This window comes from Pseudomonas sp. H3(2019) (assembly GCF_007713465.1).
GTDB lineage: Bacteria > Pseudomonadota > Gammaproteobacteria > Pseudomonadales > Pseudomonadaceae > Aquipseudomonas.
Genome location: NZ_VMSG01000004.1, coordinates 30,899 through 45,992, shown reverse-complemented (window position 1 = coordinate 45,992; position 15,094 = coordinate 30,899). Strand labels below are relative to the sequence as shown.

Here is a 15,094-nt window from a genome sequence, read left to right as displayed (position 1 = left end):
CGGGTCATGCGCGTTCTGATTATCGAAGACGAAGAGAAAACCGCGGATTATCTGTACCGCGGTCTGACCGAACAGGGCTACACCGTGGACCGCGCCCCGGACGGCGTTGAAGGTTTGCACCTGGCGCTCGAAAACGATTACGCGGTGATCATCCTCGACGTGATGCTGCCGGGTCTCGACGGCTACGGCGTGCTGCGCGCCCTGCGTGCCCGCAAACAGACCCCGGTGATCATGCTGACCGCCCGCGAGCGCGTCGAAGACCGGATCAAAGGCTTGCGCGATGGCGCCGACGATTATCTGGGCAAACCCTTCTCGTTCCTCGAACTGGTCGCCCGCCTGCAAGCGCTGACCCGCCGCAGTGGCGGCCATGAGCCGGTGCAAGTGACCATCGCCGACCTGTGGATTGATTTGATCAGCCGCAAGGCCACCCGTGCCGGCACGCGACTGGACCTGACCGCCAAGGAGTTCTCGCTGCTCAGCGTGCTGGCCCGGCGTCAGGGTGAAATCCTCTCGAAAACCGCGATTGCCGAGATGGTCTGGGACATCAACTTCGACAGCGACGCCAATGTCGTCGAAGTCGCGATCAAGCGTCTGCGCGCCAAGATCGACGGACCGTTCGAAGAGAAACTGCTGCACACCATTCGCGGCATGGGCTATGTGCTGGAGAGCCGCAGTGCCTCGTAACTCGATAGCGTTGCGCCTGAGCGGCATGTTCACGCTGGTGGCGGCGCTGGTGTTTCTGTTGATCGGCTGGGCGCTGTATCAACAGGTCGAAAAAGGTCTGGCGCTGTTGCCGGCAGCCGAACTGGATGCGCGCTACAGCGTGCTTGAATCCACGGTCGGGCGCTTCGGTACGCCAGAGCACTGGGTGAAGATCAACAACAAACTCAACCTGCTGGGCGAAGAGGACAAGCGCATCAGTTTCTGGATCATCAGCGGCGATGCCCACTACGAATACGGCAACATCACCCCGCAGATCCGGGCCTTGGCGCAAGGGCCAACCGGCAAGCGCGATGTACAGCTGCCGGAGCAGCCCTATCCGATAAAAGTGCTGGTCAGCCAGTTTCCGGCCAAGGACCAGCGCCCACCGTTGCGCTTCATGATCGGCATCGACACACAAACCTTCTATGAGACCCAGCATCACTTACTGATCGCCTTGATCAGCCTGGCAATCATCGGTGTGCTGCTGGCCTCGGCGCTGGGTTACTGGGTGGCGCGAATCGGCCTCAAACCGTTGATCAAGTTGTCTCAGGAAGCTCAACGACTGGCACCGCCATTGCTGTCCTCGCGACTGCAACTGTCGCCGCTGCCGCCGGAACTCAATCAGTTCGTCAGCTCGTTCAACTCGACGCTGGAGCGGGTCGAGCAAGCCTATACGCGACTTGAATCGTTCAACGCCGATGTCGCCCACGAACTGCGCTCGCCGCTGACCAACCTGATCGGTCAAACCCAGGTTGCCCTGACCCGTGGACGCTCGGCGGAACACTACTTCGAAGTGCTGCAATCGAACCTCGAAGAACTCGAACGACTGCGCTCGATCATCAACGACATGCTGTTTCTGGCCAGTGCCGACCAGGGCAGCAAGGCCACCAAACTGACCACCACGTCGCTTGCGGACGAAGTCGCCACCACCCTGGACTACCTGGATTTCATCCTCGAGGACGCGCAGGTCAAGGTTCAGGTCAGCGGCGATGCCCAGGTGCAGATCGAAATCGCCCACCTGCGCCGGGCGCTGATCAACCTGTTGAACAACGCCGTGCAGCACACGGCTCCCGGCCAGCTCATTCGGGTGCAGATTGATGTTCAGGAGCATCAGGTCAGTATCGGCGTCGCCAACCCTGGCGAGCCCATCGCCAGCGAACATCTGTCGCGCTTGTTCGAGCGTTTCTACCGGGTCGACGCCTCGCGCAGCAACAGCGGTGCCAACCATGGCCTGGGGCTGGCCATCGTCAAGGCGATCGCGCTGATGCACGGCGGCAATGTGTTTGTGCGCAGTGATAACGGCGTGAATACGTTCGGGATCTATTTGCCGATTTGACTGCACGCCGTTACACGATCCCTATTGATCGTTCCCACGCTCTGCGTGGGAATGCATCCTCTGACGCTCTGCGTCAGCTCGTGAAGCGGAACGCGGAGCGTCCCTGGCGGCATTCCCACGCGGAGCGTGGGAACGAGAAGTACAAGCCGGTGTTACTGTTGCTCTTGATGCAACAGTCCTTTATGCAATCCGCGCTTTTTCCCACCCCCCCAAGACCTTTACCTTGGCCACACCAAACAGCACTTGCCAAGTAAGAAGGTTTTCAAGATGTCCAACAGTATGGGTATTGCCAGCGCTTTCGTTTTGTCGTCCTTGTTGTTGTCGCCATTTGCCATGGCTGAAGAATCGCCGGCATTTGTCGCGCATAATGCTGCGCGTGCCGAAGCCTTCGACAAGGCCCAGGCTGAACTGACCGCAAAAGCACAGACGTCTGAGCAAACCCGGCAAACATCGGCCAGCCAGGCTCAACCACAGGTTGAAAAAGACAGCTGATCGGCAACACCACTCAGTTTCCCTCGACACTTCTCAGGGCTCTTTCCCTTGAGAAGTTGTCTTCAAGCCGCGGCTATCAGCGGCTTTTTTTCGTTGTGTATTTGTCAGGCACTCCTTCGTTATTACCCAATAAGAACCACCCGGATTATTAACTATAACAACGCTTGTTATGGACCCAAGGATCTGTCTCCCGCGTGAGCATCACCCTCAAACTCAGTCCGCTATTCATTGCAGTGGCCGCACATGTCCAGGCTGCCGACGATTCCAGCCATGAAGGTTTCGTTAAAGGTTCCAGCCTTAAACTCAATGCCGATGAATATCGGGTAATCGCCGACTACCCATTGAACGTTTTCTGAGAGAAATTCACAAAAAGGCCAGCACCGACGCTGGCCTTTTTTGTATCCGGGATCTATACATGCACTGAGATAAACGAACTGATATCTGCAATGCTGCCCGGTGTGTCCGGGAACTACGCTGATGATGTCCCTGCGCAGAAATCAGAACCATGAGTGCAAACCGCACACACCACGCCATAACGGGCGCTGCCCGCCGACCGGAATTGCTGCTGGTTCTCGGCAGCTCGCTGACCGTCGTCGCGATCATCGCCATCGTCACCTTCCTGCTGATCCGCGAACACGCCAATGCCATGCAGGCGGCCACGCGGGGTGCGACCAACATCGTGCAACTGATCGACGCCGATGTGCTGCGCAATGTCGAACTCTATGACCTGTCACTGCAAGGCTTGATCGCTGCCGCCCAACGTGACGACCTGCAGAAGGTTTCGGCGCAGATCCGCCATCTGGTGCTGTTCGACCGCGCAAGTACCGCACGTTACAAGGGTGATGTGCTGCTGCTCGACAAGCACGGCGATGTGATCGCCAACTCGTCGTCGATTCAGCCCAAACAGGGCAATTTTGCTGACCGTGACTACTTCCAGGCCCACGTCAGCAACAGCGACAGCGGGATGTTTATCAGTCGCCCGTTCAAACCCCGTTGCGACTGCCCCGAGAACGATCAGTGGCGCATCAGCTTCAGCCGGCGCATCTCTTCGCCCACCGGGGAGTTTCTTGGCGTTGCCGTCGCGTCCATGCAACTGGAGTACTTTGACGAGCTGTTCAGCAGCCTGGACATCGGCTCTAACAGTACCCTCAACGTGCTCGACAAGGACGGCATACTGCTGGCGCAAAAGCCCATGCTGACCGATGCCAGCATCGGCAAGAGTTTCGGCAATCGACCCAACGTCATACGCATCATGCGTGAAGGCAGTGGCAGCTTCAGCAGCCTGTCGAGCATGGACCACCAGGAACGCCTGTACACCTTCTCGCGCGTCGGCAACCTGCCGTTGACGGTCAGCGTCGCGCTCTCCATGGACGAAATCTTCGCCAGCTGGAGACGCACCGCGTACGTGATCAGTGGCGCAACCGGTGTGTTGTGTATCGGCTTGATGTGGCTGACCTTGCTGCTATGCCGCGAATTACGCCTGCGCCATCACGCCGAGCAGGAACTGGCGCAACAGGCCGCCATCGATGCCCTCACCGGAGTGGCTAACCGGCGCACCCTCGACCAGGCCCTGAACCATGAATGGTCCCGCGCCCAGCGCTCGGGCAAACCGTTGTCGGTGTTGATGATCGACGCCGATCACTTCAAGTCGTTCAACGACCGCCACGGCCATCAGAGCGGCGACGATGCCTTGCGCGTGCTCGCCAGGGTCATCAGCGAAAACATCCGTCGCCCCTCTGATCTCGCCGCGCGCTATGGCGGTGAGGAGTTTGCCGTGGTGCTGGCCGAGACTGACAGCAGCGGTGCACTGCGGATTGCCGAAAATATCCGCGCTGCAGTCGAGCAACTGCCACCGTTCGAAGGCGACGAGTCCCCCATCACCGTCAGCATCGGTCTCAGCACCTCGACAGGGCAACCGGGCGAGAGCCTGGAAAACCTGATGTATGCAGCCGACAAGGCGCTGTATCAGGCCAAGCACCGAGGGCGTAACCGAGTGGTCAGCGCGCCGGGATAAAAAAAGGCCACCCGAAGGCAGCCTTTAAAAACTAGAGAGGTTTTTGCTTACACGGCCGCAACGGGACGCATGTAAGAGATCGGTGCAGTGCTGGCGTCTTCAAACGTCACGACTTCCCAAGCATCTTTCTGCTCAATCAATTTGCGCAGAAGCTGGTTGTTCAGTGCATGGCCCGATTTGAAGCCTTTGAACTCACCAATCAGGCTATTGCCCAGCAGGTAGAGGTCACCAATTGCATCGAGGATTTTGTGCTTCACGAATTCGTCTTCGTAGCGAAGGCCATCTTCGTTCAGTACACCATCCGCGTCGACCACGATGGCGTTTTCGACGCTACCGCCGAGTGCGAGGTTGTGCTTGCGCAGGTACTCGATATCACTCATGAAACCAAAGGTCCGGGCGCGGCTGACTTCTTTTACGAACGAAGTGCTGGAAAAATCCACGCTGGCACTTTGAGTGCGGTCACGAAACACCGGGTGATCGAAATCGATCTCGAAGCTCACTTTGAAGCCTTCGAAAGGGACGAAAGTGGCGCGCTTGTCGCCGTCTTCCACTGTCACTTCACGCAGGATCCGGATGAACTTCTTGGCTGCGTCCTGTTCTTCCAGGCCAGCCGATTGAATCAGGAATACGAAGGGTCCAGCGCTACCATCCATGATCGGGACTTCGGACGCGGAGAGCTCGACGTAGGCGTTATCGATGCCTAGGCCAGCCATGGCCGAGAGCAAATGCTCCACCGTGTCCACTTTGACGTCACCGTTGACCAGTGTCGTCGACATAGTGGTTTCACCAACGTTTTCCGCGCGAGCAGGAATCTGCACCACAGGGTCCAGGTCGGCACGACAAAACACGATGCCGGTGTCTACAGGTGCTGGCTTGAGGGTCAGGTATACCTTCTCCCCGGAGTGCAGGCCTACACCTGTGGCACGGATAATATTTTTCAGGGTGCGTTGTTTAATCATGGCTTGGGCCGCTTCAGCGCAAATTGCGAACTGGTATCAACAAAGGCTGGCGATAATAGCAGACCCGGCCTTTGCTGAACACCAATCACCTTCATAGCCCTGATACATTCCATCAATCGGCCTGACGACGCAGGAATGCCGGGATGTCCAGGTAGTCCAAATCGTCTTGCGGATTGAGCTTAGCCGCCGCCGCTGCGCCGGCCTGAGCCTGGTTGCGCATCACGGTTGGACGGTCCAGGTCGCGGTAGTTGACCGACGGCATTTCCTGACGCGCGGCAGCAGGTGCGGCAGCTGCCATGGAGGTTTGAACGGTATTGTCGATGACCTTCACAGGTTTCTCGATTTTTGCGCCCAGACCTGTGGCAACCACAGTCACGTGCAATTCGTCGCGCATGTCCGGATCGATAACGGTACCGACCTTGACCATCGCGTGCTCGGAAGCGAAGGCTTCGATGATGCTACCCACGTCGGAGTACTCACCCAGGGACAGGTCAGGGCCGGCGGTGATGTTCACCAGGATGCCGCGTGCACCTTGCAGGTTGACGTCTTCGAGCAGCGGGTTACGGATCGCCGCTTCAGTCGCTTCACGCGCACGGTTCGGACCGCTGGCGCAGCCAGTGCCCATCATCGCCATGCCCATTTCGCTCATGACGGTACGGACGTCGGCGAAGTCGACGTTGATCATGCCTGGACGCTTGATGATGTCGGAGATACCGCGAACGGCACCGGCCAGTACATCGTCAGCCTTGGCGAAAGCCGACAGCAGGCTTGCGTCTTTACCCAGGATGGTCAGCAGCTTCTCGTTGGGGATGGTGATCAACGAGTCGACGCTTTCGCTCAGCGCGCGGATGCCTTCATCGGCGATCTGCATACGCTTGCGGCCTTCGAACGGAAACGGACGAGTCACCACCGCAACGGTGAGGATCCCCATTTCCTTGGCCACTTCAGCAATGATCGGCGCAGCACCGGTACCGGTACCGCCGCCCATGCCGGTGGTGATGAACACCATGTTCGTGCCTTGCAGCACTTCGGCGATGCGCTCGCGGTCTTCCAGAGCGGCCTGACGACCGACCTCAGGGTTCGCGCCAGCACCCAGCCCCTTGGTCACGCCGGTGCCCAATTGCAGGATGGTCCGCGCGCCGATGTTTTTCAGCGCCTGGGCATCAGTGTTGGCGCAGATGAACTCAACGCCTTCAATGTTGCTCTTGACCATGTGATTCACAGCGTTGCCGCCGCCACCGCCAACACCGATAACTTTAATAACCGGGCTTGCGGGGATGTTGTCTACGAGTTCGAACATTTTCCCTCTCCTTACATTCTCTAGTTTTTTCGCCTACTGCGCCTACTGCGTACAACGGTGCTGCGGTGTCACGGTGTTGCGGTAAATCTTCAGAAATTGCCCTGGACCCAGCTTTTGATGCGATCGATCAACGGGCTCTTGGCCTCGTCGTTGTTGTAGCTATCGCGACTGCTGCTGATCCCGGAGAAGGAAATGCCATCGGACTGCTTTTGCAGGCCATACATCAGCAAACCAACACCGGTGGAATAAATCGGGTTGCGCACTACGTCGTCCAGGCCTCTGACGCCATGCGGTACGCCCAGGCGAACCGGCATGTGGAAAATCTCTTCGGCCAACTCGACCGCGCCTTCCATCTTCGAAGTACCACCGGTCAGCACGATGCCGGCCGGGATCAGGTCTTCGTAGCCGCTGCGACGCAGCTCGGCCTGGATCAGCGTGAACAGCTCGTCGTAACGCGGCTCGACCACTTCGGCCAGGGCCTGACGGGACAGCTCGCGCGGCGGACGATCACCGACGCTTGGGACCTTGATGGTTTCACCGGCGCCGGCCAGTTTGGCCAAGGCGCAGGCGTAGCGGATCTTGATTTCTTCGGCGTACTGGGTCGGAGTGCGCAACGCCATGGCGATGTCGTTGGTCACCTGATCACCGGCAATCGGGATCACCGCGGTGTGACGGATCGCGCCTTCGGTGAAGATCGCGATGTCGGTGGTACCGCCACCGATGTCCACCAGGCACACACCCAGCTCTTTCTCGTCATCGGTCAACACCGAGTACGCAGAAGCCAACTGCTCGAGAATGATGTCGTCGATTTCCAGACCGCAGCGACGCACGCACTTTTCAATGTTCTGTGCGGCGTTCACCGCGCAGGTGACCACGTGGACCTTGGCTTCCAGACGTACTCCGGACATGCCCAAAGGCTCGCGAACGCCTTCCTGGTTATCGATCACGTAATCCTGCGGCAGCGTGTGCAGAACGCGCTGGTCCGCCGGAATCGCCACGGCCTGGGCGGCATCGAGCACGCGCTCGAGGTCGGCCGAACTGACTTCGCGATCACGAATCGCCACGATCCCGTGGGAGTTCAGGCTGCGAATGTGATTGCCCGCCACACCAACGAACGCCGAGTGAATCCGGCAACCGGCCATCAGTTGCGCTTCTTCGATCGCACGCTGAATGGACTGCACGGTGGATTCGATATTCACCACCACGCCCTTCTTCAGGCCGCGGGAGGGATGAGTACCGATCCCGACGATTTCCAGTTGGCCATCGGCCGCGACCTCGCCTACCAGCGCCACCACCTTGGAGGTACCGATATCCAGACCGACGATCATTTTGCCGCTTTGCACGTTTGCCATGGTCCTGCCTCTTCTCAATTCTTCGCGACGGCGCGTTGGGCTGTCGTGGGCGCTACAGGTTCCCGCCAGCCGACGGCCAGGCCGTTGGCATAACGCAGGTCGATGCGCGCAATGTTCGTAATCTGTTCTTTAAGCGTCTTGTCGTAGATGGCAATGAAGCGGCGCATCTTTTCCACCAGGTGATCGCGTCCCAGCAACAGCTCGATCCCAGGGCCCGCGCTACCCGCGCCAGTGGTCAGAAACCAGCTGCCGCGTTCACGCAATTCCAGCCGGGCAATCGAGAAGCCCAATGGCCGTAACATCTGGCTCAACACCTGATACTGCTGCATCACTTGCTGCTGGGCCCGTTGTGGGCCGAACAGCTGTGGCAAATGTTCGTAGTTGGCCAATTCACGCGGCGTAAACGCCTGCCCCTGGTTGTTCAGCAGCGCTTCGTCGCCCCAGCGGGCCACGGGCAGTTGCTCTTCCAGGCGAATCACCACCTGGTCAGGCCAGACGCGACGCACTTCGGCGTGCGCAATCCATGGCATCTGTTCCAGTTCGGTACGCATGCTCGCCAGGTCAATGGTGAAGAAGCTCGCCGCCACGTACGGGGCGATCCGCTGCTGCACCGCTTGCTGGCTGATGTAACTCAAATCGCCCTGCACGTTGATCTTGGTGATCGGCCGGTCGGCGTACGGCAGCAAGCGCTGTGCACCTTCGTAAGTACCGAACCCCAACGCGACCAACAGCACGGGCCAGAACAAGGCTTTGAGAAAACCAAAATTGGCTTTCGGCAGGCGCACCGACATCGGCTCTTTGGCCACCATTCGGCTGGCACCCCGCGGCACCGGCTTGCGGCCGGGTGCGGATGGCTGATGACGTAGCTGGGCGCCTTGCATGGTCTTAACCTCGCGGCTCTACGTGACTGGCAACACTGGCCGCCAGGATCGCCAGCACCAACTGCTGGAAATCCAGACCGGCGGCGCGTGCGGCCATCGGGACCAGACTGTGATCGGTCATGCCCGGTGCGGTATTGACTTCCAGGAACCAGAACTGCCCATCGGCGTCCTGCATCACGTCAGCCCTTCCCCAACCGGCAATACCCAGCGCCTCACAGGCTTTCGCCGTGAGGTCCATGAGTTCCTGTTCTTTGGCGCTATCGAGACCACACGGAATCCGGTACTGGGTATCGGAAGCCAGGTACTTGGCGTCGTAGTCATAGAAAGTGTGTGGCGTGCCCAGAGCGATCGGTGGCAACACCTGATCACGCAGGGTCGCAATGGTGAACTCCGGACCTTGAATCCATTGCTCGACCAACACTTGCGAATCGTAGGTACTGGCCGCTTTCCAGGCTTCGATCAACTCAGCTGCCGAAGTCACTTTGGCCATACCGATACTTGAACCTTCATGCGCCGGTTTGACGATCAAAGGGAAGCCCAGTTCCGTCGCCGCCAAAATACAGTCGGCTTCGCTGCCCAGTACCGCGTGACGTGGCGTCGGAATGCCGAGGCTGTGCCAGACCTGTTTGGTCCGCAGCTTGTCCATGGCCAGTGCCGAAGCCAGGATGCCGCTGCCGGTGTACGGAATCCCTGCGCATTCGAGCAGGCCCTGCATACTGCCGTCTTCACCGCCACGACCGTGGAGAATGATGAAGGCGCGGTCGATTTTTTCGCTCAGCAGGCGTTGCAGGAAATCGTCGCCGACATCGATGCCGAACGCATCCACGCCAGCGGACTGCAGCGCTTCAAGCACTGCGTTACCAGATTTCAGCGAAACCTCACGCTCGGCGCTTTTGCCACCGAACAGCACGGCCACACGGCCGAAGTCTTTCGGGGGGATGGTCGAGAACAGGTTGGCGTAGGCAGCAGTCATTTCAACTTTCCTTCGTTAGGAGCGACAACCGCACCCGCGAACAACGGACTATTCAACAGTTTCGGTGCAAGACCGCCGATATCACCGGCGCCCTGGCACAGCAGGATGTCGCCGGCACGCAGCAGCGGCTTGACCAGCGGCGCAAGGTCGACACCACGTTCGATGTAGATCGGGTCGAGCTGACCGCGCTGGCGGATGCTGTTGCACAGCTTGCGGCTGTCAGCCCCCGGAATCGGCTCTTCGCCGGCTGGATAGACTTCCATCAGCAGCAACACGTTGGCGTCGGCCAATACATTGACGAAATCGTCGTACAGGTCGCGGGTGCGGCTGTAGCGGTGCGGTTGGTAAACCATTACCAGGCGGCGCTCCGGCCAGCCACCGCGCACGGCTTTGATCACCGCTGCGACTTCGGTCGGGTGGTGACCGTAGTCGTCCACCAGCATCACGTTGCCGCCTTCGACCGGCAGTTCGCCGTAGACCTGGAAGCGTCGGCCCACACCCTGGAAGCCCGACAGCCCCTGGACGATGGCTTCATCGCTGACGCCCTCGTCGGTCGCGATGCAGATGGTCGCCAGCGAGTTCAGCACGTTGTGGTTGCCCGGCATGTTCACCGAGACGTCCAGCGGTTCGCGGTCAGGACGCAGCACGGTGAAGAAGGTCTGCATGCCTTGCTGGCGAACATTGATGGCACGTACGTCGGCGTCTTCGCTGAAGCCGTAGGTCATGGTCGGACGCTTGACCAGCGGCAGGATTTCACGCACCACCGGGTCGTCCAGGCACATCACCGCCAGACCGTAGAACGGCAGGTTGTGGAGGAACTCGACGAAGGTTTTCTTCAGTTTGTTGAAGTCACCGTCGTAGGTGGCCATGTGGTCGGCGTCGATGTTGGTGACCACGGCCACCAGCGGCTGCAAGTGCAGGAAACTGGCGTCGCTTTCGTCGGCTTCGGCGATCAGGTAACGGCTGGTGCCCAGCTGGGCATTGGTGCCCGCAGCATTCAGACGGCCACCGATCACGAAGGTCGGATCCAGGCCACCGGCGGCGAACACCGAAGCGATCAGACTGGTGGTGGTGGTTTTGCCGTGAGTACCAGCGACGGCGATGCCGTGGCGGTAGCGCATCAGCTCGGCGAGCATTTCGGCACGCGGCACCACGGGGATACGACGCTCCAGGGCCGTTGCGACTTCCGGGTTGGAGGTGTTCACAGCGCTCGATACCACCAGTACATCGGCGCTCGCGCTGTTCTCGGCGCGGTGGCCGATGAATATCTGGGCGCCGAACGATTCGAGACGCTCGGTCACCGGCGAAGCCTTCAGGTCGGAACCGGACACTTGATAGCCCAGGTTCAGCAACACTTCGGCAATTCCGCACATGCCCACACCGCCGATTCCGACGAAGTGGATGCGACGGATGCGGCGCATTTCCGGCTGCGGCATGGCTTTCTGATTCTCAACCATGAACCACCTCCAGGCAGATATCGACCACGTTGCGGGTTGCATCAGGTTTGGCCAGGCGACGAGCGGCGCCAGCCATGTCGTTGAGTCGTTGCGGTTGCATCAAGACCTCTGTCAGGCGTGCAGCGAGATCCGCTGCGCCAGTCGTTCTTTGCGGCATCAGGAAGGCAGCGCCTTCACGAGCCAAATATTCGGCATTGCGGGTCTGGTGATCGTCGATCGCGTGGGGCAAAGGCACCAGCATCGAGGGCAGACCGGCAGCAGCCAGCTCACTGACAGTCAGCGCGCCAGCGCGACAGACCACCAGGTCGGCCCAGCCATAGGCTTGGGCCATGTCTTTGATGAAAGGCTGCACTTGCGCCTCGACACCGGCCGTGCGATAGCGCTCGGCAGTCACTTCATCGTGGTTTTTACCGGCCTGATGAAACACTTCCGGACGCAGTTCGGCGGGAACCAGCGACAGGGCTTCAGGCAGCAATTTGTTCAACGGTTCTGCCCCCAGACTTCCGCCCAGGATCAGCAAACGCGCTTTACGTCCGGCCAGGGCTGGACGTGCTGTATCGAGGAACAACTCGGTGCGCACCGGGTTACCGGTAGTGCGCCGGCTGCCACTGGCAGCAAAGGTGTCCGGGAAAGCTTCGCAGACTCGCGCGGCCAACGGCACCAGCAACCGATTGGCGGTACCGGCGACGGCGTTCTGTTCATGAACGATCACGGGCACGCCAGCCAGTTTGGCGGCTACGCCACCAGGACCGGTGACATATCCGCCAAAGCCCAGGACGCAGACCGGCTTCAACTGACGAATGACGGCACGTGCCTGCCAGATCGCCTTGAGCAATACAAAAGGTGCCTTGAGCAGCGACAGCTTGCTCTTGCCACGCAGGCCGCTGACGTTGATCAGATGCAACGGCAGGCCGGCATTCGGGACCAGTTCGTTTTCGATTCCGCGAGGCGTCCCGAGCCAGTGCACGGTATAGCCGCGCGCCTGAAACTCGCGAGCGCAGGCCAGCGCCGGGAACACATGGCCACCAGTGCCGCCCGCCATGATCAGCACGTTAGCGCCCATGGGTCGGCTCCTCGGCGAAGTCACTCTCGCTGAACTCCATCTCTTCGCTGCCCAAGTGGGTTCGACTCTCCCATTCGATGCGCAACAACAAGCCAAGACAGGCGCAGCAGATCACCAACGAACTGCCGCCGTAACTGAGGAACGGCAAGGTCAAACCCTTGGTTGGCAGCAGGCCGACGTTCACCCCGATGTTGATCAGGAACTGACCAATCCACAGGAACGACAAGCCGTAGGCGACATAAGCGGCAAAGAATTGCTTGGCCTTTTCTGCCCACAAACCGATGTACATGCCGCGTATGCACACGAAGACGAACAGCGCGGTGGTGGCCAGAGAGCCGACTACGCCCAGCTCCTCGGCGAGGACCGAGAACACGAAGTCGGTGTGCGCTTCCGGCAGGTAGAACTGTTTCTGTACGCTGTTGCCCAGGCCAACGCCCAGCCACTCACCGCGACCGAAGGCGATCAGTGCCTGGGTCAACTGGTAGCCGGAACCGAACTGGTCGGCCCACGGGTCGGTGAAGGTGGTCAAACGGGCCATTCGATAAGGCTGCATCTTGATCAGCAGCACCACCGCCACCACCGCCAGTATCACCATCAAGGTGAAGCGGAACAGCCCGACGCCGCCCAAAAACAGCATCGCCGCCGCGGCCCCCATCATCACGACGGTGGCACCGAAGTCCGGCTCCATCAGTAGCAGGCCGGCCATTGGCAGCAACACGATGAACGGCTTGAAAAAGCCCATCCAGCTTTCGCGCACTTCTTTCTGCCGACGCACCAGATAACCGGCGAGGTAGATCACCACAAACACCTTGGCAATCTCGGAAGGCTGGACGTTGAAGAAACTGAAACCGATCCAGCGCATCGAACCGTTCACCTCACGGCCGATCCCCGGGACGATTACCATCACCAGCAAACCGAATGCACCGATCAGCATCAGCCAGCCCAGGCGTTGCCAGGTAGCGATCGGAATCATCATGGTGACGACGCAGGCACCGAGGCCGAGCACGATGTAAATAAGGTGACGAACCATGTAATACAGGGCGCTGCCTGACTGCACCGCCGCCACTTCGGACGATGCCGAGGCGATCATCACCAGCCCCAGCCCGAGCAACGCCAGGCAACCGGCGAGCATTGGGAAGTCGAGGTCGATACCACGCCCGGTGATGATCGGCGACGGGTACGGCTTGATGATATTTCTCAAGCTCATGCCAAGTCCTCCGCGGCCAGATTTTTCACGGATTGGACAAACAGGTGCCCACGCTCTTCGTAGTTCTTGAACATGTCCAAACTGGCGCACGCCGGCGATAGCAGCACCGCATCGCCTGGCTGGGCGATGGCGCGGCATTGCTCGACCGCTTCGATCAGCGAGTTGGCGCGAATCAGTGGCACGGCATCGCCGATGGCCTGGCCAATCAGCTCGGCATCACGTCCCATCAACACCACGGCGCGGCAGTTGGCCGCGACCGGATCGCGCAGATCCTTGAACTCGGCACCTTTGCCATCGCCACCGGCGATCAGCACCAGCTTGCCTTCGATGTCTGCGCCCAGGCCTTCGATAGCAGCCAACGCGGCGCCAACGTTGGTGGCTTTTGAATCGTTGTAGTAGCTCACGCCGTTCAGGTCGCGGACCCACTGGCAGCGATGCTCAAGCCCGGTGAAAGTCCGCAGGCTCGAAAGCATGGCATCGAACGGCAGGCCAACGGCGTGCCCCAGGGCCAAGGCCGCGAGGGCGTTGGACTGGTTATGCGCGCCACGAATTTTCAGCTCGCGTACCGGCATCAGATTCTGGAATTCAAAGGCCAGATACTTCTCGCCATTTTCCTCGCGCAGACCAAAGGCTTTGAAATCCGGTTTGTTCAGGCCGAAGGTCCAGCACGGCAGGCCCTCGCTCATCAGCGGACGGCTCAGCGCATCCTGACGATTGACCACCACTTGCTTCGCGCCACGGAAGATCCGGTGCTTGGCCAGGTGATACGCCGGCAGGCCGCTGTAACGGTCCATATGGTCTTCGCTGACGTTGAGCACGGTGGCCACTTCGGCGCCCAAGTGACCGGTGGTCTCCAGCTGGAAGCTCGAGAGTTCCATCACGTACAACTCAATGTCATCGCTCAGCAGATCGAGTGCCGGAGTACCGAGGTTACCGCCCACCGCCACGCGCTTGCCGGCTGCCGCCGCCATTTCGCCGACCAGCGTGGTCACGGTGCTTTTTGCGTTGGAGCCGGTAATGGCGACAATCGGCGCCTTCGCGTTACGTGCGAACAGCTCGATATCACCCGACAGCTTCACGCCACGGGCCGCTGCTGCTTGCAGGGCCGGAGTCGCCAAGGCCAGGCCCGGGCTCACGTAGAGCTCGTCGGCACGGCAGAGGAATTCGACATCCAGCTCGCCACAACGCACTTCCACCTGCGGGTAGTCACGGCGCAGCGTGGCCAGCTCCGGTGGATTTTCCCGCGTATCGGCGACAGCGAACGACACACCCCGGTTCGCCAGGAAGCGAACCAGGGACATGCCGCTCTTGCCGAGGCCGACAACGATGCGGAAGTGGTCAGAAGCGATCAGAGACAC

14 protein-coding genes are annotated in these 15,094 nt (G+C 60.0%); 5 read left to right on the top strand and 9 right to left on the bottom strand.

Annotated elements, in window-relative coordinates; all coding sequences use genetic code 11:
- Positions 1-6 precede the first annotated feature (6 nt).
- The 5 genes from FPT12_RS05765 (at position 7) to FPT12_RS05750 (ending at position 4,544) form a co-directional block, all read left to right on the top strand.
- Positions 7-684 carry a heavy metal response regulator transcription factor gene (locus FPT12_RS05765; RefSeq protein WP_145015036.1) on the top strand — a complete coding sequence of 226 codons (678 nt, stop codon included), beginning with the start codon at positions 7-9 and terminating at the stop codon, positions 682-684.
- Complete coding sequence (locus FPT12_RS05760; protein WP_145015035.1) at positions 674-2,038, top strand: heavy metal sensor histidine kinase; 1,365 nt, start codon at positions 674-676, stop codon at positions 2,036-2,038. The genes FPT12_RS05765 and FPT12_RS05760 overlap by 11 nt, the downstream gene beginning before the upstream one ends.
- A 267-nt stretch (positions 2,039-2,305) precedes the next feature.
- Positions 2,306-2,530 (top strand): hypothetical protein, encoded by a 225-nt coding sequence (locus FPT12_RS05755; RefSeq protein WP_145015034.1) that lies wholly within the window; start codon positions 2,306-2,308, stop codon positions 2,528-2,530.
- A 194-nt stretch (positions 2,531-2,724) separates the two neighbouring features.
- Complete coding sequence (locus FPT12_RS27615; protein ID WP_178098625.1) at positions 2,725-2,886, top strand: hypothetical protein; 162 nt, start codon at positions 2,725-2,727, stop codon at positions 2,884-2,886.
- Between the two features lie 149 nt (positions 2,887-3,035).
- On the top strand, positions 3,036-4,544 hold the full coding sequence (locus FPT12_RS05750; protein ID WP_145015033.1) for a sensor domain-containing diguanylate cyclase: 1,509 nt from the start codon (positions 3,036-3,038) through the stop codon (positions 4,542-4,544).
- A 47-nt stretch (positions 4,545-4,591) separates the two neighbouring features.
- Here the strand turns inward: FPT12_RS05750 and lpxC are convergent, their stop codons facing one another.
- From lpxC to murD, 9 genes are all read right to left on the bottom strand, one after another.
- Positions 4,592-5,503 carry a UDP-3-O-acyl-N-acetylglucosamine deacetylase gene (gene lpxC, locus FPT12_RS05745; protein WP_054595720.1) on the bottom strand — a complete coding sequence of 304 codons (912 nt, stop codon included), beginning with the start codon at positions 5,501-5,503 and terminating at the stop codon, positions 4,592-4,594.
- Between the two features lie 112 nt (positions 5,504-5,615).
- Positions 5,616-6,803 carry a cell division protein FtsZ gene (gene ftsZ / locus FPT12_RS05740; protein WP_019693552.1) on the bottom strand — a complete coding sequence of 396 codons (1,188 nt, stop codon included), beginning with the start codon at positions 6,801-6,803 and terminating at the stop codon, positions 5,616-5,618.
- 89 nt (positions 6,804-6,892) lie between these two features.
- Entirely contained in the window at positions 6,893-8,155 is a 1,263-nt protein-coding gene (gene ftsA / locus FPT12_RS05735) for a cell division protein FtsA (protein WP_019693553.1), read from the bottom strand.
- Positions 8,156-8,169: 14 nt separating this feature from the next.
- Positions 8,170-9,036 (bottom strand): cell division protein FtsQ/DivIB, encoded by an 867-nt coding sequence (locus FPT12_RS05730; RefSeq protein ID WP_054595718.1) that lies wholly within the window; start codon positions 9,034-9,036, stop codon positions 8,170-8,172.
- 4 nt (positions 9,037-9,040) lie between these two features.
- The gene (locus FPT12_RS05725) at positions 9,041-10,009 is read right to left on the bottom strand and encodes a D-alanine--D-alanine ligase (protein ID WP_145015032.1); all 969 of its coding nucleotides are present in this window, start codon (positions 10,007-10,009) and stop codon (positions 9,041-9,043) included.
- Positions 10,006-11,466, bottom strand: coding sequence for a UDP-N-acetylmuramate--L-alanine ligase (gene murC / locus FPT12_RS05720; protein WP_123425031.1), 1,461 nt, complete (start codon positions 11,464-11,466; stop codon positions 10,006-10,008). Before murC ends, FPT12_RS05725 begins: the two co-directional genes overlap by 4 nt.
- A complete protein-coding gene (murG, locus tag FPT12_RS05715; protein WP_145015031.1) occupies positions 11,459-12,529 on the bottom strand; it encodes an undecaprenyldiphospho-muramoylpentapeptide beta-N-acetylglucosaminyltransferase in 1,071 nt (356 codons plus the stop codon). The genes murC and murG overlap by 8 nt, the downstream gene beginning before the upstream one ends.
- Positions 12,519-13,736, bottom strand: a complete 1,218-nt coding sequence (ftsW, locus tag FPT12_RS05710; RefSeq protein WP_145015030.1) for a putative lipid II flippase FtsW — start codon at positions 13,734-13,736, stop codon at positions 12,519-12,521. Before ftsW ends, murG begins: the two co-directional genes overlap by 11 nt.
- On the bottom strand, positions 13,733-15,094 hold the full coding sequence (gene murD, locus FPT12_RS05705) for a UDP-N-acetylmuramoyl-L-alanine--D-glutamate ligase (protein WP_145015029.1): 1,362 nt from the start codon (positions 15,092-15,094) through the stop codon (positions 13,733-13,735). The genes ftsW and murD overlap by 4 nt, the downstream gene beginning before the upstream one ends.

Excerpts from the sequence above, each read along its gene's own strand:
- murC (WP_123425031.1), bottom strand. The coding sequence starts at position 11,466 with ATGGTTGAGAATCAGAAAGCCATGCCGCAGCCGGAAATGCGCCGCATC.
- ftsW (WP_145015030.1), bottom strand. The coding sequence starts at position 13,736 with ATGAGCTTGAGAAATATCATCAAGCCGTACCCGTCGCCGATCATCACC.
- lpxC (WP_054595720.1), bottom strand. The coding sequence starts at position 5,503 with ATGATTAAACAACGCACCCTGAAAAATATTATCCGTGCCACAGGTGTA.
- FPT12_RS05765 (WP_145015036.1), top strand. The coding sequence starts at position 7 with ATGCGCGTTCTGATTATCGAAGACGAAGAGAAAACCGCGGATTATCTG.
- FPT12_RS05755 (WP_145015034.1), top strand. The coding sequence starts at position 2,306 with ATGTCCAACAGTATGGGTATTGCCAGCGCTTTCGTTTTGTCGTCCTTG.
- FPT12_RS05725 (WP_145015032.1), bottom strand. The coding sequence starts at position 10,009 with ATGACTGCTGCCTACGCCAACCTGTTCTCGACCATCCCCCCGAAAGAC.
- FPT12_RS05750 (WP_145015033.1), top strand. The coding sequence starts at position 3,036 with ATGAGTGCAAACCGCACACACCACGCCATAACGGGCGCTGCCCGCCGA.
- FPT12_RS05730 (WP_054595718.1), bottom strand. The coding sequence starts at position 9,036 with ATGCAAGGCGCCCAGCTACGTCATCAGCCATCCGCACCCGGCCGCAAG.
- ftsZ (WP_019693552.1), bottom strand. The coding sequence starts at position 6,803 with ATGTTCGAACTCGTAGACAACATCCCCGCAAGCCCGGTTATTAAAGTT.
- murG (WP_145015031.1), bottom strand. The coding sequence starts at position 12,529 with ATGGGCGCTAACGTGCTGATCATGGCGGGCGGCACTGGTGGCCATGTG.
- ftsA (WP_019693553.1), bottom strand. The coding sequence starts at position 8,155 with ATGGCAAACGTGCAAAGCGGCAAAATGATCGTCGGTCTGGATATCGGT.